Source organism: Aeriscardovia aeriphila, assembly GCF_002259595.1.
GTDB classification, from domain to species: Bacteria; Actinomycetota; Actinomycetes; order Actinomycetales; family Bifidobacteriaceae; genus Aeriscardovia; species Aeriscardovia aeriphila.
In genome coordinates this window covers 188,349-213,493 of sequence record NZ_MWWU01000002.1, presented here as the reverse complement: position 1 = coordinate 213,493, position 25,145 = coordinate 188,349, and the positions used below count along the sequence as shown (strand labels likewise).

Sequence of the window (25,145 nt, the reverse complement as noted above, 5' to 3'; positions counted from 1 at the left end):
ACGGGATTTTGCATTTCGCAGCTTGATAATCTCAAGCCATTATTTATGCCTCAGCAAGCGCTTCGACTGGAGGCGTCTTAATAGCCCGGCGAGCAGGAGCCACCGAGGAGATCAACGCCGCAACCAGAGCGACCACCACAATGATGGCGGAAATCGTCCAGTTGATCATCAAAGTCGTCTTGCCAAAGGCGCTTTGCAACACCACCCAGGCGCCGAAGCCACCGAAAGTCGTGCCCAAAATAATGCCGGCCAGAGAGGCGACGATCGAAATGATGAGCGCCTCAACAGCCAAACTGCGCTTGAGCTGGCCGCGAGTCATACCCACAGCCCTCAGCGTTGCCGACTCGCGAGTACGTTCGATCACCGACAGCGACAAGGTGTTCGCCACGCCGACCAAAGCGATCAGAACAGCCACAGCGAGCAGGGCGATCAGCGAGATCATCATGCGGTCGATAATCAGGTTCATCAACTGGCGTTCGACGGCCGGGCCCATCACGTAAGCCTCACCATCGCCAATCTCGTCAGGGATATCCGACATGAGCTGAACAATGTTGATGTTTTCGCTAATCTTGGCCCACATTCGAGCGTTACTGGCCACCTTGACCGACTGAGGAAGATCCTGAGGGTTGACCAGCAGCACCGGAGACTCGCTCGCACCATCAGGCAGGCGGAAGTCGACAATTTTGACTGTGAAGGTGAGCTGATCCTTCTTCACCGTGCCATCGGCCTGAACATCGCCGTCGACGGTAAGGGTGATCTTATCGCCACTCTTGAGCTGCCTCTTGCCCCACTTCTTGACCTTATCGGAGGACATCAGAGCGCTACCGCGAGGAAGCGACGCCGTTGCTGCAGCACCACGGATCACATCGCGACGGTCCTGAGCCGAAATGGAGACGACGGTTGCCGAATCGTCTTGCAAAGCCGGCTTATCCACCTCAGCGAAAGTCTTGTACACCAAGCCAGCGCCTTCCACGCCGTCCACCGAGCGAACCGACTTCACCTTGCTTGCCGTGAGCTTCGAGGAGACGACATTCATATCCACCGAGAACTTGTTGTCCAGAATCGAGTTCATCGTCGTCTTCACCGTGGCAGCGCCCGTAGCGATCGTCGACACCAGCGTGACGCCAATGAGCAGCGCGACACCAGTGGAAGCCACACGGCGAGGGTTACGCGACACGTTTGCCGCAGCCACACGCGAAGCGGGTCCCACATGCGAGGCGACCGCATTGCCAATCTTCATGAGGACGGGCATCCACCAAATGGCGGAAATAATCAAGCCGACCAGCAAGAGTGCGCAACCCAAAACTGCCAGGCCGACCACCGTCATCGCCATCTGGTTGATGTTCTTGGCCTTCATCACCATGTCGCTATTCGTGGCGTAGACCACCCATGCCACCAGCGCGCCGCCGATGAGCATGAGCAGAACAGAGAGAGCGGCCCTCAAGAACCCAGCCTTCTTGGTCGGGATCTGATCCATCGGGCGCAAAGCCTCCAAAGGCGTAACCTTCGTGGCCAGGCGGGCAGCCGTCAAGCTAGCGATCAGGGTGATCACCGTACCAGCGATCATCGGCACGCTGAACACGAGGTTGCTCGGGATGAAGAAGAACTGAACGCCGCTTTGCACCTCATTGGCACCAAAGGTGACGTTCGTGGCATCCAAGATGAAGATGATGAGGCAAGCGACGCCCACACCCAGAGCAGAGCTCACCAAACCGAGAGCAATAGCCTCCCACTCCACCATGTGGTACAGCTGCTTCTTCTTCGCGCCAATGGCTCGCAACAATGCCAGGGTCCTGCGCCTTTGAGCGACGAGAACTTGGAAAGTATTCGAGATTACCAGTGCGGCAACGAAGAGGGCGAGCAGGCCGAAGGTGAGCAGGAAGATGCGCACAAAGTCAGTGCCGTTGCCCAGGTTGTCCATCGCCTTCTTCTCCGAGGCGCTGCGCGTGGTCACCTTCCACAGCTTCTTGGGGAAGATCTGCGCAAGCTGCTGGGTGGTCACTCCATCCTTGGCACGCAGGTACAGGCCGTTGACGGAGAAGTCGCGCGTGTTGTACGTGTTCGCGTCCGGCGTGATTTCATGAGCCTTGTACTGGGCAAGCCAGGCTTGGGCTTGCATAAAGTCCATGCCCGTTTCCTTGACAGTGTCGTTGTAGTAACCCTCCGTCTCCTTCACGTCGTTTTGCGTGACAAGGCTCGTCTCGTCGGCGTTCTTGAACTTCTCAGGGTTAGCCTTCTGCTCCTCGAGCTGCTGCTTTTGCTCAGCCAAGCTCTGGTAGGTGGACACAACACCGGCAATATTGAGCTTAATGATCGACTCGACGCTGGCTGCGACGAAGTCATCCTGAGAAGCCACGGAAACAGATGCGGCGAGAGGGAAAGCGTGGTTAGGGTCGCTCACAAAGCCCACTACCTTGGCCTTCACGTAGGATTCTTGGGCTGACGTGCTGTCAGGGCCTGCCCACGTTTGCAGAGCATAGGTGACTTCATCGCCCAGTTTCCAGCCTTGCTTGGCCACACGACGCTGGTCGAGGGCAATTTCACCTGGCTTGGTTGGGTAACGGCCTTTCACCAGTTTGAGCGGCATGATCGAAGCATCGCTACCCATCGGGATCATGGTCGAGGTTGCCGTTTTATTCGTGCGCTGCGTCGTGACGACGGCTACCGAGCTCGTGTCCAAACGGTAGGAGGCGACCTTCTCGTTGCGAGCTTGCTGAATAACATCGCTCAGCACAGGATTATCAATGTTTTCCTGCTCTTGCGCTGCTGCTTTGGCTTCACCTTCTGTCGCATAGGTTTGCACGTTGGCGTAACGGTTATCCTCAACGATGAAGTTAGCAGTGCCGTAAGCTGCCGAAATCTGGTCGCGCATCGAGCGGTCCAGAGAGTTGCCAAACAGGAAGGTTGCCGCCAAGAAGGCAGTGCCGACGATGATGGCAATTCCTGCAGGAATGAGTTGACGCACATTCTTGCGCATCATTTTCAGTGCAATACGAATCATCACTATCACCTCAGGCCTGAGAAGCGTTCAGCGAGTGAACAGAGTGAGCGGCAAGGTGATGAGCGCTCGCCTGCTTTCCCACAATCTCTTGCATGATGGAGGTGAGCAGGTCGCTCATTTCCTGAGCTTGCGGATGCTCGCGGTCGGCAACAATCTGGCCGTCTGCCAAAATGATGGCGCGGTCGGTGTAGCTTGCTGCGGTGGCATCGTGAGTGACCATCACAATCGTCTGGCCCAGTTCATTGACGAGGTCGCGCATCAGCGTGAGCACTTCTGCCGAGGAGACGGAGTCGAGGTTTCCGGTTGGCTCATCGGCGAAAATCACCGATGGCTTGGAGATGAGCGCGCGGGCGATCGCGACGCGCTGCTGCTGGCCACCAGACATTTCTGCTGGGCGGTGTGTAAGGCGATCTTGCAAGCCCAAGGTGTTGACGAGAAGGTCGAACCATTCCTTATCTACGCGCTTGTTGGCCAAGGTCAGTGGCATGAAAATGTTCTGGCGAGCGTCGAACATCGGCAGCAGGTTGAAGCTTTGGAAGATGAATCCCACCTTTTCGCGACGCAGCAAGGTCAGCTGCTTATCGTTGAAATCGGTGATATCTTGGCCATCGAAAATAATCTGGCCGGAGGTGATGGAATCCAAGCCGGCGAGAGTGTGCATGAGAGTTGACTTACCCGAGCCGGAAGGGCCCATGATGGCGGTGAAAGCTCCTCGCTCGAAGCTCACCGACACGTCACGCAGGGCGTGAACAAGATTTTCACCCTTGCCGTAATCCTTGACGAGGTCTACGGCACGCAGTGCGATGGGGCGCTCGCCCATGGGCGAGCTTGCGCCGGCAGCGGTGCTATTAACTGCGCTGAAGCTTCCAGCCGCGCTATTCGTTGTGCCATTGGTATTGGCTGCGCCATCGGAATTCAGTGCGTTGTTGTTGACGCCACCAGCAGGTGTGGCGAGAGAGTCCATGCTTTCCATTTCACATTCTCCTCTATCGTTACTTTTCAATGGTTTCACTGTAGAAAAATCTCGCCTAGTTTCCATCCTTCGCGAGAATGATTTTGCTGCGCTGATAATCTGGAGAACTTCGTAACACTAGGTGCGAGGCTTTGAGTTAGTATCAAGGGGAAGCTCCGGCATGTATGCAGGCCTGCCGGTTCACGTAAGGCCGCTGGCCACGAAAGGATTATCAATGACGACTCAAACCTTGTACAATCGTCCCGCCAAATACATTCCGCGTGTTGCTGCTGTCCACGATATGTGCGGTTACGGCAAATGCTCTCTGACCGCTGCAATCCCGATTCTTTCTGCGGCTGGTTGCGATGTGTGCCCTGTTCCTACCTCGCTTTTCAGCTCGCATACCCTTTTCCCGCATTTTGAAATGCTGGACACCACTGACTTTTTGGATCGTTACCTCGATTCGTGGAAGCAGATTGGCGTGGAATTGGATGCCGTGTATTCCGGCTTCTTGGGTTCTGCCGAGCAGGTGGACCTCATTCAGCGCATTGACCGCGAATACCCTCAGGCCTTGCGCTTTGTTGACCCGGTGATGGGCGATGGTGGCTCGATGTACCCGACGTACACGCAGGAAATGTGTGAGGCGACGAAGAAGCTTGTTGACGGTGCGGATGTGTTGATGCCGAACCTCACGGAAGCAAGCCTTTTGACGGGTATGGCGTATGAAGGCCAGGACGTTTCAGACGATTATGTTGCCGAGATTATCGACCGTCTGTTGGAGATGGGCGCGAAGGCAGTGATTGTGAAGGGAATCGACCATAATGACGGTTTCCTGCGCAATTTTGTGGCGACTGCTGGCGACGGCACACGCGTTGCTGGCGCTTCTGGCGCTCCATCGCACCCCGCCCACCCTGAAATTCATGAGCTCAAGCATGCCAAGCTGGCTCATATGATCCATGGAACGGGTGATGCGTTTGCTTCTGCGGTGTGCGCTGCCATCATGGCTGGTAAGAGCTTGACTGAGGCTGCTTCTTTGGCTGGTGAGTTTGTGCGTGACGCCATGATTAGCACTCTGGATCAGCCTGATTTCGCGCGTCGTGGCGTGAACTTTGAGCTGGTTCTGGACCGCATGACCGCGCTCATTCCCCGTTGATTACACCGAGCCGCTAGCGAATTCTGAGGCGTACGACTTATCCACAGCTGTACGCCTTTATTTATGCCTGCTCAGCCCGATTCACCTCTCATACTTCGGTATGATTACGTCAGCTGAAGCAAGTTTTCCACAGTTTGAACTTTTTTCTTCCTGCCCTCGCAATTTCTGTCATGCTGAGGCCATGATCACATTCCCAGAAACATTTATTCAACCGCACAGTTGTACGAACGATTGCCTTCCGGCACTGCCAGCAAGCAGCTTGCACGTCGATATGAACGTGACCCAGCAATGTTTGGGAGCGCTCGGCGAATCGCTCGCTGCTCGCCACCTGATGCATGACGGGTGGAAGATTATTGCGCGCAACTTCCGCACACGCTACGGAGAGCTCGACCTCATCGCTTTAGAACCGCATAATCAGCTGGTTTTCATTGAGGTAAAGACTCGCCGTGCAAATCGCTCTGCTGAGTTTGGCTATCCCGAGGAGGCTGTTACTCGAACTAAGCAGATTCACCTTCGCCGCGCTGAGAGCGTGTGGCTGAGTACTCATCCGCGTACTTTCTTCTCTCCTGAGGTGCGCAATGATGTGGTTTCTATCACTGTTTTCCCTGATCGCATTGCGTTGCACCACTTTCGTGGGGCTTTTTGAGGTCAAGGAGGAGTTATGCGTATCGGTACCAGCCAGTCGATTGGCCTGATTGGCCTCTCCCCTTTTCTGGTGACAATTCAAACCTTCTTAAGCCCTGGTTTGCCCAGTATTTCCCTCATAGGATTACCAGACGCTTCCCTTGCAGAGTCGAAGGAACGAGTCAAATCTGCGATTACCGCGTTGGGTGTTCGCTGGCCTCAAACTCGCATCGTGGTGAACCTTTCGCCGGCAAGTTTGCCTAAGCATGGTTCCGCGCATGATTGTGCAATCGCTATCTCCCTTTTGGGGGCTATTGGTGTAGTTGACCCGATGAAAAACAAGGATGTTTTAGTTGTGGGAGAGCTGAACCTTGATGGCACTTTACTACCTATTTCTGGTTTGCTTCCCATCTTGCTCTATGCCAAGCGCAAAGGCTTGCATACCGCGATTGTTCCCGAGGCTAACGCGGATGAAGCGCGCTTGATCGATGGCATCAGCGTTCATACCGCTCGAAGTTTAGCCAAGGTGGTTCAACTGTTGGGCGGTACTCTTCCTCGGCAAGCGTCTAGCCCTCAATCAACATCCGCCCCTCTGCCCGTTTCCTTCTCTCATTCCTCTGCCTCTTCAGCACCTCCATCATCCTCTCACCCAGCGCAATCTTCTGCGGCTGCGTCCTGCGCTCACCTTGCGCACTCTTGCGAACGCGCAGCTTCGCTGGATGCTGATTCACTGTCTGATTCACTTCTCGGCACCAACGCAGACGAGTACGTCGATATGGCTGATGTTATCGGTCAACACAGTGCGAAACGAGCACTGGAAATCTGCGCCGCAGGCCACCATCACGCCCTTCTCTACGGTCCACCCGGAACCGGAAAAAGCATGCTCGCCCACCGTTTGACCAGCATCATGCCGCCCTTAGATGAGCGTGAAAAATTGGAGGTTGCTTCCATCCGCTCTGTCTGCGGCACACTTGCACGCTACGGTGTCACCTCTGTTCCGCCTTTCGAAGCTCCGCATCACACGGTCAGTGTCGCCGCTATGGCAGGAGGAGGAACAGGAATTGCCCATCCGGGTGCGGTCACGAAAGCTCATGATGGCGTGCTGTTTTTGGACGAAGCGCCCGAGTTTTCTGCCCGTGCTCTGCAGGTGTTACGTGAGCCCTTAGAAACCAGTGAGATTATTCTTTCTCGCTCCCAAGCTACTGCCGTCTACCCTGCTCACTTCTTACTACTCATGGCTGCAAACCCTTGCCCGTGTGGGAAAGGATGGGGTAACGCGCGTGATTGTACGTGTACCTCACAGCAGAGAAAACGCTATTTCGGTCGCCTTTCTGGCCCGCTGCTCGACCGCATTGATATGCAGATTGAGGTTCCTCCAGTTCACCTGAGCATGAATAGCAGGGAGGAAAGTTCAGCGAGCATTCGTGCGCGGGTGATTCAGGCTCGTGGCGCCTACCGTGAATTATTCGGCACGTCCGATACCGCCACTCGCCCTCACCAGCGTGTGAAATGGCTGCGCGCGAGAACTTCCCGCGCCTGCCTCGCGCTCCTGTCCTCTGCCGTTGACAGAGGAACGCTCAGCTTGCGCGGCGCCGACCGCAGTTTGCGCGTTGCCTGGACGATTGCTCTGCTCGACGGGCGCATGTCACCCAACCCCGAAAATGTCGCAGAAGCGATGAGCTTGCGCCCTCGCCACAACGTCGTCTAGCACTGCAGTACTTCCCATTCCCTGTTGAGAAAGGAATCATATGAACTCGCAATCAGCAAACACACGTCATGTGCTCACACCCTCTGTGTCTTCTCTTTCCTCGCCTTCCTCCTCTTGGCAGGCCTTCTCCTCCTTGTCTTCGACTTCTACGCCCGCGTCACCTACCACTCCTCCAAGTGGCACAATTTTTGCGGTTCGTACGCCTTCAGAGGAGATACTATGGGCTCAATTAGGCTATATCGCCAATGGTCCGAGCTCAGGGATGTCAGCACTGATCAGCACTCACGGAGCACGAGAAACTTGGGATCGGCTTATTCATCTCTCCCAGCAGGAATCGGAGCAAGATTCATGTGAGCACTTAGCTTCCCTGGTGATTTCTGCCCTGCACAAAAGCGTGTCCGAAGATACTTCTCGCCCGTCCTCTGCCTCTCGCCCGTCCACTGTCTCTCGCTCCTCGGCACAATTGCGCGCCAACGTTGTTGCAACCGCACACACCTGGTATCGCAGGCTTCTCGAACTGCTCAGCTTCCCCGCTGACGTACTCGCGATGCGGCTTAGTGCCAATAAGCGCTTACACATCCTCTACCCCGCTCATCCCTGTTGGCCAGCCGAGAAACTCGAACGCTTGCTACTACCCTCCTGCTCATCCGTCATGCCGATCTGCTTGTGGATCGAAGGCGATGCAAGCCTTCTCATTGAACCGCACATCAGTGGCATCGTGGGTTCTCGCCAAATGAGCGACTATGGCAAGCGCTGCACACAAGAGGTGACTCGAGCCTGCTATAACGCCGGTTCTGTGGTCATCACCGGTGGAGCTTTCGGTGTCGACGCGCAGGCGAATGCCACCGCTTTGAGCATGAACCAGCCCAGCATTGCCATGATGGCTGGTGGCTTGGCAAACCCTACTCCCAGCGCTAATAAGCCTTTATTCTCCGAGATTGTCAGTACGGGTGGAGCACTGGTGAGTGAGGTGCCACCCTACAGTGTTCCCTTCTCTTCTCGCTTCTTGGAGAGAAACCGGATTATTGCAGCCTTGAGTGATGTTCTCATCGTTGCACAAGCGCGCTACCGATCAGGTGCATTAAATACAGCTCGATGGGCTGAAGAAATGTATCGTCCAGTTCTGGCAATTCCAGGGAATATTGATGAGCCGAGTAATGCAGGCTGCAATCAATTACTGCGCTCTCAAAAGGCAACCATTGTCACGGATATCAGCGATCTGAGTGATTTCTTGAGCCCTACACTGAGTTTGAACCTGAGCGAACCCAACCCTGATGCTCCCACTTCTGAACACGCTGCCTCTCGCACCGACAAGCACGCCCCTGAGCCTCTCAGCCTCGAAGAAGAGATTCTCCACCTCACCGCCCGGCAAGGAAAAACGGTAGATGAGTTAGTCAGCAAGCTGCAACCGCGCTATCCTGCTCGCGAAGTGAGCCAAAGTATGGGTTTGCTCGAAGCACAAGGCCATCTCATTCGCCTTCCTACCGGAAAATTTGTACATGCCCAGCACCCATAAGCCACGAGAGATGAAAAATACTGGTTTTCGCTGAGCGTGTGTTGGAGTGTGCACGGTAGAGTAAAAGGCGTGAATAGTGATGAGTACGAGAGCATCTCCCGCAGTTGGGAGTTTATCGAGCGACAAGTGGAATCACACCAGTCGCGCGAGCTTTCCCGCATGCGCCGTCTGGCAAAGCGCGCTGGAGTGTCTTTAAGCTCGACCAGCCAAACTCGTTTCATCACTTTCCTCGCCCAGCTTCTCTACGCTCGTCATGTTGTTCTTATTGGCGACGGATTAGCAATGGAGGCCGTTTCTCTTCTGCCGGTTCTTCCTGCTCAGGGCAGTTTGGTTGTCGTGGATCAAGACCTTCACGGCATTAGCTTCATTCGTGATTATTTTGCCCACCAGTCCAGCCAAGTGAAGGCGAAAGCTTTTAGCGCAACAGTAAGCACGTACTTGTCTCACTTGAACACGGCCAGCTACGACATGATTGTTGTGTCGGGTAGTGCGATGAATTATCGTGCTGCACGCCTTCATGCTCGCGAATTGTTAAGCGCTCATGGCGTGTTGGTTTATACCAACGTGCTGGGAACTGCTCATCAGCCGCGTTTTGGAGTGACTAACCCTGCTGACCGCAGTGCAAAAACGGTAGAACTGCGAAAAGTGCTGTCCAGTGCTGACAGCGATGCTAATCTTGATTCCTCCTTGCTCTCTATTGGTACGGGGCTGCTCATCTGCTCGAATCGTTCGGTTCCTAAGCCAGCCGAGCTCAAAGAAACTCTCGACCACGAGCATGCTGTTGTCACGCCGGTTCAAGCTCAAGCCCAGCATCAGGCGAGTCAAGCAGTGATTGAGAAGGCTCGCGCTCTGCACCACCTCGACGAAATACTGTTCGCTCAGCAGGAAGGTTCTGCTATCGTGGCCCAGCCCAGTGAAGAAACGCAGATTCTCTCCCCTGCTTCTGAGGATTCACGTTTAGCATCGCGTCATTCTCATACGGCAAGTGCTCAAGAGGCCGCTACCGCACGCTATGAAGCAGTGCCTGCAGATGCTGACACGTCTGGCGAATTTGAGGAAGCAAGCCGCTCGAGCGAAGATGGCGCTGAACACACCTCTGCTGAACACAGTTCGACTGAGTACACTTCTGAAGCGCAAGAACCAGATGAGCAGACGCGCTCGATTGACTCGCTGACCTTTGTCACCACACAGGAACTGCTCAAACAAAAAAGGAGAGCACAGCACCCGTCCGATGCCGCACTCTCCTAACAACTCAGCCTCAGCAAAATCTGGCCTCAGCCGATCGCACGGTGTCTACCATGCACAGGCAATGATCACACATAGTTGCGGTCGATGCGGATATCCGACACCGTCAAATTTGCTTCGTTAACCAGGTTGAAGAGCAGAACTTCAGCGAGATCATGCGCATTCATGAAAGTGTGCTGCTTCTCCACGGACACATAGTCGTGGCTTTCCTTGTAGAACGGGGTGTCAATACCACCTGGGTAAATACCCACCACGAGCACAGAAGTGCCCTTGTAGGCGGTCTTCAAGCTCTCGGTGTAGCCCTTCTCGCCCCACTTGGCAGCGCAGTATACCGACTCGTTCGCATTACCACGGGTTGCGGCCGTGCTCATCACGTTGGCAATCTTGAGGTTCTTCTCCTCATCAGCCTTCAAAGTGGCCACGCTGAAGAGCATCATGCCCTTCAAACCTTTGAGGGTCTTGTCCATATCGGCGCCCACGTAAGCGGTCGGAGCCTTGAAGGAAGGCTGACCAGCGTTGTTAATCAGCAAGTCAATATGGCCCAGCTCGTGAGCCTTCGCGACAGCAGAATTGACGAACTCTTCATCGCTGATATCGCCAACGAGTGGCAGGTACTTCTCACCCCACTTTTCGGCGAGTTCCTGCTGCTTGGCAGCGTTGAAATCGACGCCAGCAACTCTCCAACCGCGCTCGATCAGCCCGGCGGTCAGCTCGTAGCCCAGACCGTTGGCAGTGCCAGTAACCAGTGCGAGTGGCAAACGCCATCTCCTCTCACGTTCAATAACTTCTCGAGTTTCAGTAACTTCAATAGCTTCAGTACCTGTACAGCATCTGTCACTTGAATACTTCAGCTCGTTCAGTACGTTTCTGTTCCCTAGTGCCAGCTTTGAGGTTGAGCGTAACATTTCGTCGAGAGATTAAAGTGCATTCCAGCATCTGCTGCTCGACACACCATTGCCAATACTCGTGAGCTCTCAGCGCACACTCACCGTTCAGGCGACCTACTGTTCGCACGCCCAATCCACGGCCTGCTGAGGGTCGTCAGTCACGCGAATCAAGTCGAGGTCGGAAGCAGAAATCATGTGCGCTTCCAACGCCGTCGTCCTTACCCAATCGAGCAAGCCCTGCCAGTAGCGCGAGCCGACCAGCACGACAGGCGAACGGCGTGTCTTATGCGTTTGAATCAGCGTGAGCATCTCAAACATTTCATCGAGGGTACCGAAGCCGCCGGGCGTGACGATCAAGCCGCGGGCATACTTGGCAAACATCACCTTGCGCACAAAGAAGTATTGGAATTTCAAACCGAGATTAACATACTGGTTTAATTCCTTTTCGTGCGGCAGCTCAATACCCAGGCCCACTGATACGCCTCCGGCCAGCGCTGCTCCCTTATTGGCAGCTTCCATGCAGCCGGGGCCACCTCCAGTGATCACTCCCATACCGCGTTCAGCCAATGTGCGTCCGATCTGTTCGCACAGTTCATACACCTCATCACCCGGCTTGGTTCGAGCGGAGCCAAAAACGGCAACGGCAGGCCCAAGTTCGGCGAGAGTGGAAAAGCCGTCGACGAACTCCGACTGAATTTTGAGCACTCGCCACGGGTCTTCATGAAGCCAGTTTGTTGATGATTCTTCTCCCAGAAGCCTACTGGTTGCGGTTTCGTGAGGAATCATGCGTCCGCGCATGAGCACAGGGCCTGCGTAATAGGTTTCCCCCATGCTGTTCTGCGCGTCATCACGCTGGGGAGAAGAGTTGTTTACTGCGTCCATAACCCCCTCATTTCCTTGACTCATTTCGTTGAGCAGAAAGCGACATACTTCTTTCATTCTAGCGAAACGAAGAGCTCGCACGCGAGTCGCACGAGCGGCGCACCAGCCCCGCGCACTAATTGCGTGCACACGATCAGCACGTAAGCTCACGCGCCCGTGCTCAGCAAGCGAGCACGATCGGCTACTGCTGCCAGCGCTGCTTGGGGTGGCGCGATTGAATCGTCAACACCACAGCAGCGACAACAGCGGAGAGCACGGAGCCCAACAGCACTGCTAATCTTGATTCCTCCACCAAAATAGGGTGAGAGAAGGCAAGTGAGGCGATGAGGAAAGACACCGTAAAGCCAATTCCACACGCACACGCCATGCCAATCATGTCGCGAATTTTCAGGCCACCAGCAAGCTCCAAATTGAACAGGTGCACGGAAATCCACGAGGCGACCATCACGCCCAGAGGCTTGCCAATGACGAGTGCCAAAACAATGCCGAGCACGATCGGGGAAATGAGCACCGACCAGCTCATGCCTCCAAACGGGATGGCCGTGGCGAACAGGGCGAACAGCGGGACAGCGAAGAGCGCGGAGATCGGGTTCAAACGAGTGGCCCAGCGGTGAGCGCGCGTCGTCCTCTCCCCATGCATGCGCTTGCTTGGCACAAGAAGGCCGAAGATCACGCCAGAAAGGGTGGGGTGAATTCCCGCTTCGAAAGTCATCGACCACATCACTATGCCCAGCAGCGCGACCAGCGGCCACGGCACCTTCTTGAGGCGCGACATCCACGCCCACAGCAGTGCGCACGCGCCCATGAGCACGAACCAATACCACTGGTTCACCGAAGTGAACAGGAAGGCAATGAGCAAAATGCCGAGCAGGTCGTCCACTGTGGCCAGGGTGAGCAGGAAGCCGCGAATCTCGGAGGGCAGGCCCTTCGAAAAGATTGCCAGAACGGCGAGGGAAAACGCGATATCGGTAGCCGTAGGAACAGCCCAGCCACTCAACGCCTGTGGGTTGAGCGCGGTAGCGTCGCCGGCAGCTTTCATCAGCGAGACCACGGTCAGGTAGACGATGGGTGGCGCAACCATTCCGCCCACCGCGGCAATCATCGGCACGGCAGCGCGCTTGGGGTTGGACAGCGAGCCGTGGGTGAGCTCTTGCTTGAGCTCGAGGCCGACGACGAGGAAGAACAGGGTCAGCACGCCATCTTGCACCCAGTCGGCGATGTCGAGGCGAATGTTAGTGAACGGCACGTTGATAACGAACTCGCGTAGGTGCTCGAAGGCTGGGCCGATGACCGGAAGATTAGCAATGAGCAATCCTGCAGCCGCGAAGCAGAGCATGATGATGCCTGCGATGCGGTCAGAGTTGGCCCAGTGCGTGAGCGTTTTGCCAAACTGCGACTGGCGAGTTTTCTTCGCCTGACGACGCTTGCGAGGTGCACGAGCCTGAGCAGATGCAGATGACGGCTTGCGCGTTGAAGAAGTTGGTGCTTCAGCGGCTTGAGCGGCTTCATCCTTCAGGCGCCGCTGATGGGCGGCATGGCTCACCTGGTCGGTCACGTCGATCATGTCAACGCTGCCGACGCGATGGGCACGACGAGTGCGAAAACGCGCTTGACCCTTTTCACGTCTGCGCTCAACCTTCGCGCTCTCCTCGCTCACCTTTTTCGCCACGTCGTCCTTCTTTCTTCCGCCCTCACAACTGAGAGGCAACACGCCTGCCTGCATCTATTGAGCCTTGCTTGCAGCCTTCGCCGCTTTCGCCGCTTTCCGCTCATCAGCAGATCGGCGGTTGCCTACCACCTTGTCACGCAGCTCTTGTGGCATCTCGCCGAGATCACGAAACTCACGATGATCCCAGAAACTGGTAATCTCGCGCTTGTCCTCCAGAGTTTCGCTCACGATGCGCTCGAGCAAGGCATAGTCAAACGGCTTATCAAAAGGCTGATGGTACGTTTTGGTGCCGTGCTTAATTTTCTTGGTGTTAATCTCACCTAACACCCTCATAAAAGCCCTCGGCTCCGGGCCTACATTGATGTGATGCGTCGCAACGGTGAAACCGATGATGAAGGTGCCATGATGCAAAAACATCGGCTGGTTCCATTTGATGACGGGCTCGAGCTGCGGGAACTTCTCGAGCAGCCAGTCGCAAAGCTCAATAAATTGCTGACGGTGATCGTCGTTGGAAATGGAGTCAAAATTGGAAATGGAGTCAAAATAAGACGCGAGTGGGCTCAAGTCGAATTTCTTGAGATTATCACCGTGCTGTGAATCGGGAGCAGTGGCCATCATTTCTCCTTCAGCGGACTTCTCCTGATATTGGAAAAGGCCTTGGGACTATGCAGTTCCAAGGCCTTTGGTGCGCGAGACAGGATTCGAACCTGCAACCTTCTGATCCGTAGTCAGATGCTCTAATCCGTTGGGCTACTCGCGCAACATCACCGTCAGCCCGGAAGAACCGAACCTCAAGCAACAAATGATTACTTTACACCATCTCACATTTCGCGCAAGCCCTTTCGTCGTTTTCCTTTTATTTGAGGCGTGTCTCACATCCCAAAACAGCGTCGTAGAGCCGAAAGGCGGGGGTCAAAGGACTGATAATCTGGGGAAATTTCTTGGCCACCGGCGTGTCATACAAGAAAGGGAGCAGAACCGCAGGCTCCACTCCCCTCGTGCGCTGGAACGGTTGTCCATCACGCATTACCTCGATCGCGTCACACCAGGTCAGCATCACACCACCGTCACGACAGAAAGCCTGTGCAACATCCCGCCCACTTCACGCCAACATTGCCCCAGCACCCAAAATGGCCAGCTGCGCCCAATAGAGAACGTAGAACAGGTACTTCGTCACCGGCGAGCGATAACCGAGCTGATCGTTGTGGTAATGCACGACGGCCATACCCAAGCCAGGCGTGAGCCCCATGAAAGCGCCGAGCATGGCAGCCGTATACGTCATCGTGTTCTCATGGCGATGCAGCAGCTCAAACACCACCACAAACATGAGCAGAACCAAGCCCTCGTTCATCATGCCTAGGCGCATACCAAAGTGACCGAAGAACATCCACAAAGCAGCCGCGAGAATCACCACCGCGCGCACCACATTCGCCTCGGCAGGAGCCAAGTGGTAGAGCGGGCCAGAATACGAATCTCGCACCGGGTTGACCTCCACCGCGCGCATCACCGTGAGCACGACGATGCAGATTGCCACCGCCCACACCGGGTTGTTATTGTTCCAGTCGAGGAACTTCTGCGTCGTCGCCATATCGTACGGCACTTCGCTCAGCGCCGCGAGCAGGACCACACGAGCCAAATAGCGACCCAGATGCGCCGAGTGGTGCACACCCATCAGCACAGCCCACGCGTAGAGCGGGATGGCGAACCAACTGACGAAGTCGAGAATCACGCTGATCGTCAGATCGCTCATATTTTTCGTGTCGAGGTGCGGCATGATCAGCGCTGTGTTGAGCGTGCCAAGAATGACGAACACAAGGCCAGTCACCTTGAACTGGTACATGCTTAAGCCGCGCGGTTTGCGCACGACCCCGTCCTCGCGCCGCCGGTAAGCCTCACTGCGCGTCTCACTGGCCGCACGATCCTGCTTATTCACACGAGCCTGGCGCATGGCGTTGTTCCTGCGTGCCTTATCACTCTGCGGTTGCTGGAAATTCTTCTGAGAAGCCACTCTCACTCCTTGTTTGGGTACTTACCGCTCACTTCCCGCTTGCTTCGGCTCAGTTGTGCGGCAGATACTCATCGATCATCGCTACCTGCTCGTCACTCAACTCGTTGCAGCGCGCGATGAAAAATGCCAGATTACGGTAGTCAGCGCCTGCAAAGCTCATCACTGCCGTCGGAGAAATATACGGCTGTCCCCACTCAGGCTTCAGCGTTTGCAGGTAAGCGGCATCCATCCCCACCTTTCTGGCTCCTACGATGTCGTTGAGCTCCTCATTTCCCACCATGAGCACACTTTCCGATTGACACTGCACCAACTGCAGAGCACGCTGGAAGAATTGCTTCCCCGGTTTTCTCACGCCCTGCTCGGAGGAGATCAAGATATGCGTGAAGCTATGCGCCAACCCGCATTCTTCCAACTCGGGGCGGGTATACAGCGCCTGTGCATTCGACACGAGCACGGTGGGAATCTCCCATGCCTTGAGTAATGCCAGCAATTTCGCCGCACTGGGGAATGCCCTCATTCTGAGGTTCGATGCCATGCGGAAGTTCCAGGCTGCGCGAGCAACAAACTTCTCAGAAATCTGAGAATCACCGAAGCCCCCGGCACGTAAAATTCGTGCAAACACAGGGGCTACATCGAATTCGTGGTCGAGGTCTTCCTTTCCGCCAGGAAGGGCAGCCTGAACTTGGGCAAGAGCCTGCGAGTAGACGTTATGCACTTCTTCAGGAGTAGAAAATTGTGCTCCTTGAGAATTGAGCCAAGCAAAGAAGGTTTCAAAGGTAAGATCCGCCTCTTCTTCGGTCCATACGTCAATCAGCGTTCCATACAAATCGAAGAAGATTGCCTTGTAGTGTTTATCCATCTTCTCCTCCTTACTGCATACCAGCTTAGCGAAATTGGGCAGAAAAAAGGCCGCTTCGCGAGGAAACGGCCTTTCATCATTCACCAGAACCGGCTGACTGCAGCTCACACAGTGACATGCAGCTCACACATCAAACCAGTCAAACACAGAGAACGCGCCCAAGTCATCAGCCCTTGGTTGCACCAGACATGGACTCCTGGTAGAAGCGCTGCATCACCATGAACAAGATGGCGATAGGAATCGACACGAGCACTGCGCCTGCTGCGAAGCGAGCGTAGTAAGTGTGAATGTATTCCTTCTGCAGCATGCTCCACAAGCCGAGAGAAACGGTGTAACCGTCAGCCGTGGTAGCGATTGCCTTTGCCAGAACGAAGTCCAGCCATGGTCCCAAGAAGGAAACGATTGCCTGGTAAACGATCATTGGGCGAGCAATCGGAATGATAATCTTGGTGAAAACCTGCCAGTTATTGCAGCCATCAAGACGAGCAGCCTCATCAAGGGAGAAGGGAATGGTATCCATATAGCCCTTCATGACGTAGAAGCCTGCACCAGAACCTGCAGAGTAGACGAGAATCAAGGCGATAATCGTCGTGTTCGAAGAGGTCAGACCAACTGCCTTCAAGATGAAGTAGATAGCAACGACGGCCATGATGGCCGGGAACATGCCCAAAATCAGGACGACGTTCATGAAGGTGCGACGCATGCGGAAACGCAGACGCGACATGCAGTAAGCAACCGCGAGGACGAAGAACACGGAGATCACGCAGGTGAAGATTGCGATGATGAGTGTGTTCATGTACATGCGTGGGAAGTCCAAGCTGGAGGTATCCGTGAACAGCTTCACGTAGTTATCCAGCGAGAACTGCTTAGGGAAGAAGCTCGTCTGGTATGGCTGTGGATTCTTGTTGAAAGACTCCATGAACACCCACACGATTGGCACGATCCAAATGATGCCGAGGATGGTCAGCAGCACATAGCTGGCGATATCACCGGCGAGACGACGGCCATAGACGTTCTTCTCGGGAACTTGGCTCGACTGGGCAGCGCTAGTCTTTGTGGAAGCCTTGGAAGAAACAGTTGCACTACTCACCTAAATGCCTCCTCATTCTTGTAGGAGCCGCTGGAGCGATAAGTAATCAAAGAGACAACGGCCAGGACGATGAAGGTGAAGATACCGATCACAGCGCCCATGTTGTAGTTGTTCTTATCCACCGTCAGCTTGTACAGCCAGGTAATCAGCAAATCGGTCTTACCAGCAGAAGCGCCAACAGGTGTTGGAGCGCCACCAGAGAGCAGGTAGATCACGTTGAAGTTGTTGACGTTACCCGTGAAGGTGGTGATCAGGTATGGCGTGAGCACGAAGATGATGTATGGCATGGTCACGTTCATGAAACGCTGCCACCAGTTAGCACCATCGAGCTTTGCTGCTTCGTACAGCTCGGCAGGAATGTTCTCCAAAATACCGGTGATCTGCATGATGGTGAATGGAATACCTACCCACAGGTTGATGATGATCACCGTCGTGCGAGCCCAGGTCACATCCGTGAAGAATGGCAGCGGCTGAGAGATCCAGCCCCAGTTCATCAGAAGGCGGTTGATAGCGCCGTCCTGCTGCAGCATCTGGTTCATCACCAAGAGGGAGACGAACTGTGGAACAGCGATGGACATGGAGAACAGACCACGCCAGAAGCCCTTGAGCTTGGTGGTTGGGCGCTCGATGACCATAGCCAAGAACATGCCCAGAAAGAAGTTAAGGAAGGTGGCGAAGAATGCCCACACGAGCGTCCACACCAACACATCCATGAACATCGGCAGATTAACGGTGGTTCCCTTGGTAGAGAAGAGTGTGCCGAAGTTCTTCAAACCAACCCAGTCGAACTTGGACGGGTGTTCCGCGTCATAGCTGGTGAACGCCATCGAGATCATGAAGACCAATGGCAACACAGTGAAGATGAAGATGCCCAGCGTCGGCAGGGTCATCAAAGTCAGCCATGCACGGCCGGAGAGCAGGTCGCGGCAATCTTCCTTGAAAGTTGGAGCATGGCCTTCGCTCTGCGCAAGCATCTGAGCCTTGTAGGCGGAGCGGATGGCGACCGACCAGAACCAAATGATCAAGAGAATCAGGACGACAGATGAGACCCCGTAGAGAAGAATGACTACGGATGGGGTTGGTACCTTGGTCTGCCAGAAGCCATCGGCATCCTTGACCTTAATGACCTTGCCGGTACCCAAACCTGGCAACTCTTTGAGTGCTGGTGCAGCACCGAGAATGATCCACACGATGGAAGCAACCTCAGCAGCCAAGAAGCAGATTCCCTTGAAGAACTGCTTGCGTACGAGGTTACCCAATCCCCAGATCACAACGGAAAGACGAGTGAAAATGTCACCATGTGAAAGAGCTGCACGTACCGTCCATGGGTCAGGGGGAATGTATCCCTTCCCCATCTTCTTTGATTTACGAACACGTGCGTGCCCAGTCTTTGGCGCAACTGCAGTTTCAGCCATATCAGACCTTTCACGCAGGAGTGGGAGCGCGGATAAACTTCTTGGTTTCTCCCACTCTTCAGAATAATCACAATACTATTACAAAACAAAAGAGGCACGCCACTGCTGTGACGTGCCTTTCCTCACTGCTTCACTCATAAAGCGAAGCCTGCAGAGGTGTGAGAATCACAGCTTGAGCTGTGAAGTGCTCACTTCTTGTTGAGCTGGTTGACCCAGTCCTCAGTCTTCTGAGCTGCGTTGTCTGGGGTGACAGACTTCTCAACAAGAGCCTTGCCGAAGTTCTGGGTTGGATCCCAGAAGTTGGACATCTCAGTGATGGTTGGCTGCAACACGGAAGTGTTAGCAATAGTGTCAGCCTGTGCCTTAGCAGCGATATCGCCCTTCACCTTGTCGTTGTCCAGCAGGGACTTGATGGTTGGAACAACACCACGCATCTCGTAGTGATCAAGCTGAGCACCCTTGGAGCCGAGGAATGCTGCGAACTGAGCAGCAGCCTTCTGGAACTTGGAGGATGGGTTGTAAGCAACAGCCTTGGAGCCTGCGAAGCTCTTCATCTGCACTTCCTTGCCATCGATGGTGACTGTTGGAAGCTGAGCTGCTGCATAGTTGTCGCCGAGAGCCTTCTTGACGTTCTCTGCATCCCAGGTGCCGGAGAAGATCACGTCAACAGAGCCGTTGGCCAAGCCTGCGAGACCAGAGCCGTTGGCGTCGTCGACGAGCTTGCCGTTAGCAATATTCTCAGCCAGGAACTTGGTGACTGCTGCACCCTTGTCGCCGCCGAAGTCTGCACCGGCCTTACCGTCGTTGCCCTTTGGACCATACAGGGAGCCGCCGTTTGCATAGTAGAATGCTGGCATGTACCACGAGTTATCGATTGGGAAGGAAACCTTTGCCTTATCCATCATGGTGTTGAGGTTCTTTGCGTCAGCCTCGCTCACCTTGGACTTGTTGTAGTACATGAACCAGGTGTTACCAGTGAATGGAACACCATAGAGCTTGCCATTGTCGGTCACAGAGTCAACCATGGACTGGTCGTTATCGCTCTTGACCTGCTGAGCAACAGAATCAGCGAGCTCGCCAATTGCGTTGCTGTCAACCAAAGCACCGAGCTGATCGTTTGCGAAGAGGTACACATCTGCTGCAGCAGCTGGATCCTTCTTCACCGTGTTACCAGTGTCGCCCTCGGAGACAACCTTGTTGCTCCACGTGATCTTGTACTCAGGGTGAGCCTTCTCGAAGGCCTTCTCTTCCTTCTGGATCCAGCCAGCCTTCTGGTCCTCCTGAGGAGTCCACACCAAAAGCTTGACGTCCTTGGATTCACCGCCATTGCCACCCTTGGCATCGGAGTTACCGCAAGCAGCAAGACCAACGAGCATTGCAGAAGAAGCGAGCAAGGCAACGATCTTCTTAGAATTGATCATCTCTGATCTCCAACCTCTCGTTCACCGAGAATAAATAACCTTTCCGTTCCCTGAGGCAATCGTTTGCAACTTTGCCGGATAACCTCCGGGAAAACATTTGTCATTGTAATGGATTTTTGCGTAAAAATATACCGTTTGCGTTGTCAATTTTTCTTGGAATTTCACAAATGCCGTTCAAGCGTCGTCTTTTGCATTGCAATTGTTTGCAGTCGTACTATTAATAGAACTTTCAACAAGAAATAATCTTCACAATTGCCCTGTTCACTCCTTGGCGTGTCGAGCTCAAAGGGGTATCACCTCGCCCTTTCACTTACCTCACCAGTCCGACCCGCTTCCACGGTTCATATAGTCTTCGTAAACTGGTAATCACTACATCCCTCCAATGATGAAAGGGCTTTCATGACTTCTCCAACTACCCCAGCGAGCGATTTCGTGCGCCCCGATCAGCGTGCAGCTCTCAGCCACCACGCCAGCTGGCTCAACGACGCTGTTTTCTACGAACTCTACCCGCAGAGCTTTGCTGACTCGAACGGCGATGGCATCGGCGACATCCCCGGCATCATTGACCACCTCGATTACATTTCCAACCTGGGCTTCACCGCTTTGTGGATTAACCCGTGCTTCTCCTCCCCCTTCCAAGACGCTGGCTACGACGTCGACGATTTTATGAAGGTTGCCCCACGCTACGGCACCAATGACGACCTCGTGCGCCTGTTCGACGAAGCCCACCGTCGTAACATCAAGGTTTTGCTCGACCTCGTTCCTGGCCACACTTCTCTCAACCACCCCTGGTTCAAGGCCTCCCAAAACCCAGACCCTGCTGCTCGCGGCGAGTTCTCCGAGCGTTATATTTGGACTGGTAGCGCGTTCGAAAATGGCGATGGCATGCCTTTCATCTCCGGCACCACCCAGCGTGACGGCGCTTATATTGTCAACTTCTTCGCCTTCCAGCCCGCTCTTAACTATGGCTACCGCAACCCGAGCAAGCCGTGGCAAAAGGACATCAATGATGCCGCCCCTACCGCCACTCGTGAGGCAATGCGTGACGTGATGCGCTTCTGGCTGAGCAAGGGTGCTGACGGCTTCCGCGTCGATATGGCTGATTCTCTGGTCAAGAATGACGATAATGAGAAGTCGCAGACGGTGGAGAGCTGGCGTCGTATGCTCGCCCCGATTAAGTCGGAATTCCCTGAGGCTGCTTTTGTTTCGGAATGGTCGCGCCCGTGGCAGTCGCTCAAGGCTGGTTTCGACATGGACTTCTACCTCGATTGGGGTTGGGTTCCTAATGGTTACAACATTCTGGTGCGTCGCGCCGCTGACCAGCTGGACCACAATAACGACTTGAGTTACTTCAATGCTGACTCTGGCCATTCCCCTCTCGAGTTTTTGGCAGATTATCAGCCCCAATATGAGAACACGAAGGATTTGGGCTTCTTCAGCTTCATCACCTGCAACCATGACTCTCCTCGTCTCGCTCCTCGTTTGAGTGAGAGGGAGAGGCGTGTTGCTTTGGCCTTCTTGTTGCTCATGCCTGGTGTTCCTTTCGTCTATTACGGCGATGAGATTGGCATGAACTTTAGAAAGCTTGTGAGCAAGGAAGGTGGTTTCGCCCGTACTGGTTCTCGCACGCCGATGCAGTGGGATCGCACTGATAATCTGGGGTTCTCCTCTGCTTCTGCCGACAAGCTGTACTTGCCGGTGGACCCGAGCGAGGATGCGCCGACGGTCGCTGAGCAGATTGACGATGAGGATTCTCTGCTGAGCTATGTCAAGCAGATCATTTTCTTGCGCCACTCGCATTCAGCTCTGAAGGCAGCGAGCGACACGCAGATCGTCTTTGCTCAGGAAGGTTACCGCTCTTTGGCCGTGTTGCGTGAGGATGGTACGCAGAGGATGCTTCTGGTGGTCAACCCTGGTCGCGACACCGAGCAGTTTGAGCTTCAGGGCGTTGAGTTGGGCGATATGTCGCACGTCACCGCGCTCGTCGGTTCGGGAATTTGCGATGAGGAAAGCTCTTCGGTTCGCATTTCTGGCCAGTCAGCTCTGCTTATCAGTTTCTAAAGATTATCAGTGCTGCCTCGCCGCCGCTGCGGTGGTGAATTCAGTTCAACGGCTGAATCACGGCAGCGAACGGTTCAACGGAAAAGGAAAGTGCCCTGATACCGCGTGGTACCAGGGCACTTGTTTTATGCGGCTGCGAGTCACTTTCACACAGTCACTTTCACACAGTCACTTTCACACAGGTGCTGTCACACAGGCTTTTCGTGCGCATCATTTTTGCGCACATCACTCCATCGGCAGGGCTTCAGCAACATTCTTCGGGAAGCGAGAATCCTTAGCGAGCATCTCCTTCATCGTGACGAACTCATAGCCTTGCTGCTTAAGCCGAGGAATCAGAATGGACAAGGCCTGCGGAACCTGAGCGCCACCGCCGTTATCGTGCAAAACGAAAATAGAACCATTGTGAGCGCGGCTGATCACCGTATTGGCAATCGTCTGCGCACCAATAGCCGACAAATCACCGGTATCAACATCCCACATGACGATTGAGGACGTCGTCTTGTGGATCGCCTGCCATACTTCCTTGGAATACGAGCCATAAGGAACGCGGATCATGCGATTCGTCTTCTTATAGCCGGCAGCCTTACTCGTCTGCTCCTCGCCCTTACTCACCTCTTCGGCAACACCCTTCGGGTTATCCTGCATGACGACGAGGTCCTGGTTGCTCCAGGTGTGCGAAGCAACCTGGTTGCCTTCACTAGCAGCACGCTTTTCGATATCCGGGTTGTCCTTGGACAGCACGCCGTTGTCAAAGAAGGTGGCATGAGCGCCGTTTTGCTTCAAAACATCCAAAATGGCAGGAGTGTTCGAGGGATCGGGGCCGTCAGTGAAGGTGAGAGCGATGTACATCTTGTCGCCTTCAGGATTGGGGTTGAGCGAGTCAATAATCGTATCGACAGGCTTCTTCACCTCGCCCTTATCCACCTTTTCATGGGAAAGCTTGCCCACCCACACTTCGTGGTAGCCCGGCTTTCCTTGCACCTTCACGTATTGCACCGTGCCACCGGGGTTAAATTGCAAGCCCGGTTCGATTGGCGTGCGCGTCACATCATGGTCTTCGGTGTAATTGCCGCCGGCAGACAAGCTCAACTCGTCTCCACGCTGCAATTTCGTGGTTTTGGCTGTGGCGTCACTGATAATCTGGCCGTTTAAAACAACCTCAGGAGCCGAGCCAGCACCTTTCTTCAACACCTGGCCCGTAATAGAGAGCAGATCGCCATGAGCAACACCAAAGTAGTTATTCTTGGTCAGCAGCTCAGAAACCGTTGTGGACGCAGGAACAGAAACATCCTTATCGTCAACAACAACAGAAATATGGCGCTTATAGGTGAACCAATACCAGCCGCCGCCCATAGCCAGGGCGATTACCAGCACGGCGATGATGAGCTTGACGAGTTCAGGGACGCTTCTGCGCCGCGTTTCGACTGTTGCATACAGGTCGCCGCTGGCTTGAGCACTGAGCATCTCACGCTCTTCATCAGAACCCGGAACCATTCCGCGCGTGGGCACGGTTGAATTCGAGTTGGTGTACTCGTCATTCCAATCTCGAGCGCTCATGTTCACTTCCCTCTCTGCACTGTTTACTCTGCTTAATTGTAATGAGGCATGTTACGAGAGCACACTTCACCACGCTAGCTTGTCGAGCCTTCACTGAACTTTCATGCACGCCGGGGCCGCATGGCGAAAGCCTTCTGGCTGGCGAACTAGCATAGGAAAGAAGCCAAAGGGGAGGATTATCAGCATGAAAACTCTGAGCTTTGCTGGCAGAGAAATGCCTGTCATCGGCGCAGGCCTGTGGGGTATCGGCGAGGGTATCGATGCTCACGCACAACGCCGCGCTCTCGACGCCGCTTTCGACGCGGGCCTCGTGCTGCTCGATACGGCAGAAATGTACGGCAATGGAGCTTCGGAGCGTGTGGCGGGTGCTGCTGCTCGTTCTGCTCGCGCGCAAGGCAAGGATGTTTTCGTCGTTTCGAAGGTTTTGCCCTCGAATGCCCGCCCGCAGCTGATGCGCACGGCTCTGACCCGCTCGTTGCACAATTTGGGCTTAGATTATCTGGATATGTACCTGCTGCATTGGCGCTCCACGGCAGATCTCGCTCTTGTTGCCCAGCAGATGCACGAGTTTGTGCAGGAGGGTTTGATCCGTCATTGGGGTGTGTCCAACTTTGATGTCGCGGATATGCAAGAGTTGCTGGCCGTGCCCTATGGCGAGGAGTGCGCGTGTGACCAGAACCTGTATAACTTGGCGAATCGCGGTATGGATCATGACCTCATGCCTTGGCTTCGCGACCATCACATCCCTTTGATGGCTTACTCTCCGTTGGGCGATGGCGGCCCTGCGGGTACGCGCGTGATGGTGAACAACACTGAAGTGAAGAAGGTTGCTGCTCGTCATCACGCTTCTGCCCAGCAGGTGATGTTGGCCTGGTGTGTGCGCGATGGCAACACTCTCGCCATTCCTCAGAGCGCTAACCCGGAGCATTTGGTCCAAGATTTTCACTCCGGCTCACTCGAGCTCGATGAACACGATTTCGCTGCTCTGGATTCTGCCTTCCCTGCCCCGACGAGCAAGCAAAGGTTGGCGAAGCTGTAAGGGCTACGCGAACACTTACACCACCCCCACCACCGCCAACACCGAATGCCGAATGATG

At 54.7% G+C, this 25,145-nt stretch carries 19 protein-coding genes and 1 tRNA gene; 7 read left to right on the top strand and 13 right to left on the bottom strand.

Features of this window, described 5'->3' with window-relative positions:
- Window positions 1–43 precede the first annotated feature (43 nt).
- On the bottom strand, window positions 44–3,001 hold the full coding sequence (locus AEAE_RS01965; RefSeq protein WP_094689483.1) for an FtsX-like permease family protein: 2,958 nt from the start codon (window positions 2,999–3,001) through the stop codon (window positions 44–46).
- Window positions 3,002–3,011: 10 nt separating this feature from the next.
- Window positions 3,012–3,821 carry an ABC transporter ATP-binding protein gene (locus tag AEAE_RS01960; protein ID WP_094690068.1) on the bottom strand — a complete coding sequence of 270 codons (810 nt, stop codon included), beginning with the start codon at window positions 3,819–3,821 and terminating at the stop codon, window positions 3,012–3,014.
- A gap of 367 nt (window positions 3,822–4,188) precedes the next feature.
- Between AEAE_RS01960 and AEAE_RS01955 the strand changes: the two genes are divergently transcribed.
- The 5 genes from AEAE_RS01955 (at window position 4,189) to AEAE_RS01935 (ending at window position 10,202) form a co-directional block, all read left to right on the top strand.
- A complete protein-coding gene (locus AEAE_RS01955) occupies window positions 4,189–5,106 on the top strand; it encodes a bifunctional hydroxymethylpyrimidine kinase/phosphomethylpyrimidine kinase (RefSeq protein ID WP_094689482.1) in 918 nt (305 codons plus the stop codon).
- 181 nt (window positions 5,107–5,287) lie between these two features.
- Entirely contained in the window at window positions 5,288–5,752 is a 465-nt protein-coding gene (locus AEAE_RS01950; protein WP_158520468.1) for a YraN family protein, read from the top strand.
- A 15-nt stretch (window positions 5,753–5,767) separates the two neighbouring features.
- Entirely contained in the window at window positions 5,768–7,438 is a 1,671-nt protein-coding gene (locus tag AEAE_RS01945) for a YifB family Mg chelatase-like AAA ATPase (protein WP_094689480.1), read from the top strand.
- Between the two features lie 394 nt (window positions 7,439–7,832).
- On the top strand, window positions 7,833–8,954 hold the full coding sequence (locus tag AEAE_RS01940) for a DNA-processing protein DprA (RefSeq protein WP_158520467.1): 1,122 nt from the start codon (window positions 7,833–7,835) through the stop codon (window positions 8,952–8,954).
- Between the two features lie 69 nt (window positions 8,955–9,023).
- Window positions 9,024–10,202: an O-methyltransferase gene (locus AEAE_RS01935; protein WP_148139940.1), complete on the top strand. Its 1,179-nt coding sequence runs from the start codon at window positions 9,024–9,026 to the stop codon at window positions 10,200–10,202.
- 65 nt (window positions 10,203–10,267) lie between these two features.
- On the opposite strand, the gene AEAE_RS01930 is transcribed toward AEAE_RS01935, so the two are convergent.
- The 10 genes from AEAE_RS01930 to AEAE_RS01880 all read right to left on the bottom strand — a co-directional run bounded on the left by AEAE_RS01930 (window position 10,268) and on the right by AEAE_RS01880 (window position 20,430).
- Window positions 10,268–10,957, bottom strand: a complete 690-nt coding sequence (locus AEAE_RS01930; protein ID WP_244569590.1) for an SDR family oxidoreductase — start codon at window positions 10,955–10,957, stop codon at window positions 10,268–10,270.
- A 243-nt stretch (window positions 10,958–11,200) separates the two neighbouring features.
- Window positions 11,201–11,968, bottom strand: coding sequence for an LOG family protein (locus AEAE_RS01925; RefSeq protein ID WP_094689476.1), 768 nt, complete (start codon window positions 11,966–11,968; stop codon window positions 11,201–11,203).
- Between the two features lie 181 nt (window positions 11,969–12,149).
- Window positions 12,150–13,691 (bottom strand): Na+/H+ antiporter NhaA, encoded by a 1,542-nt coding sequence (gene nhaA / locus AEAE_RS01920; protein ID WP_244569589.1) that lies wholly within the window; start codon window positions 13,689–13,691, stop codon window positions 12,150–12,152.
- A complete protein-coding gene (locus AEAE_RS01915; RefSeq protein WP_211277517.1) occupies window positions 13,692–14,255 on the bottom strand; it encodes an iron chaperone in 564 nt (187 codons plus the stop codon). It abuts the gene before it with no gap.
- A 65-nt stretch (window positions 14,256–14,320) separates the two neighbouring features.
- Window positions 14,321–14,397 (bottom strand) — tRNA-Arg (locus AEAE_RS01910).
- Between the two features lie 342 nt (window positions 14,398–14,739).
- The gene (locus AEAE_RS01900) at window positions 14,740–15,645 is read right to left on the bottom strand and encodes a TraX family protein (protein WP_094689474.1); all 906 of its coding nucleotides are present in this window, start codon (window positions 15,643–15,645) and stop codon (window positions 14,740–14,742) included.
- Between the two features lie 49 nt (window positions 15,646–15,694).
- Window positions 15,695–16,504 carry an HAD family hydrolase gene (locus tag AEAE_RS01895; RefSeq protein WP_094689473.1) on the bottom strand — a complete coding sequence of 270 codons (810 nt, stop codon included), beginning with the start codon at window positions 16,502–16,504 and terminating at the stop codon, window positions 15,695–15,697.
- Window positions 16,505–16,670: 166 nt separating this feature from the next.
- Entirely contained in the window at window positions 16,671–17,594 is a 924-nt protein-coding gene (locus AEAE_RS01890; protein ID WP_094689472.1) for a sugar ABC transporter permease, read from the bottom strand.
- Window positions 17,591–19,009, bottom strand: coding sequence for a carbohydrate ABC transporter permease (locus AEAE_RS01885; protein WP_094689471.1), 1,419 nt, complete (start codon window positions 19,007–19,009; stop codon window positions 17,591–17,593). Before AEAE_RS01885 ends, AEAE_RS01890 begins: the two co-directional genes overlap by 4 nt.
- 188 nt (window positions 19,010–19,197) lie before the next feature.
- A complete protein-coding gene (locus tag AEAE_RS01880) occupies window positions 19,198–20,430 on the bottom strand; it encodes an extracellular solute-binding protein (RefSeq protein ID WP_094689470.1) in 1,233 nt (410 codons plus the stop codon).
- A 399-nt stretch (window positions 20,431–20,829) separates the two neighbouring features.
- On the opposite strand from AEAE_RS01880, the gene AEAE_RS01875 reads away from it, so the two are divergent.
- Window positions 20,830–22,491 carry an alpha-amylase family glycosyl hydrolase gene (locus AEAE_RS01875; protein ID WP_094689469.1) on the top strand — a complete coding sequence of 554 codons (1,662 nt, stop codon included), beginning with the start codon at window positions 20,830–20,832 and terminating at the stop codon, window positions 22,489–22,491.
- A 225-nt stretch (window positions 22,492–22,716) separates the two neighbouring features.
- Here the strand turns inward: AEAE_RS01875 and AEAE_RS01870 are convergent, their stop codons facing one another.
- Complete coding sequence (locus AEAE_RS01870) at window positions 22,717–24,048, bottom strand: polysaccharide deacetylase family protein (protein WP_094689468.1); 1,332 nt, start codon at window positions 24,046–24,048, stop codon at window positions 22,717–22,719.
- A gap of 184 nt (window positions 24,049–24,232) precedes the next feature.
- Between AEAE_RS01870 and AEAE_RS01865 the strand changes: the two genes are divergently transcribed.
- Complete coding sequence (locus tag AEAE_RS01865; protein ID WP_158520466.1) at window positions 24,233–25,087, top strand: aldo/keto reductase; 855 nt, start codon at window positions 24,233–24,235, stop codon at window positions 25,085–25,087.
- The last annotated feature ends 58 nt before the right edge of the window (window positions 25,088–25,145 follow it).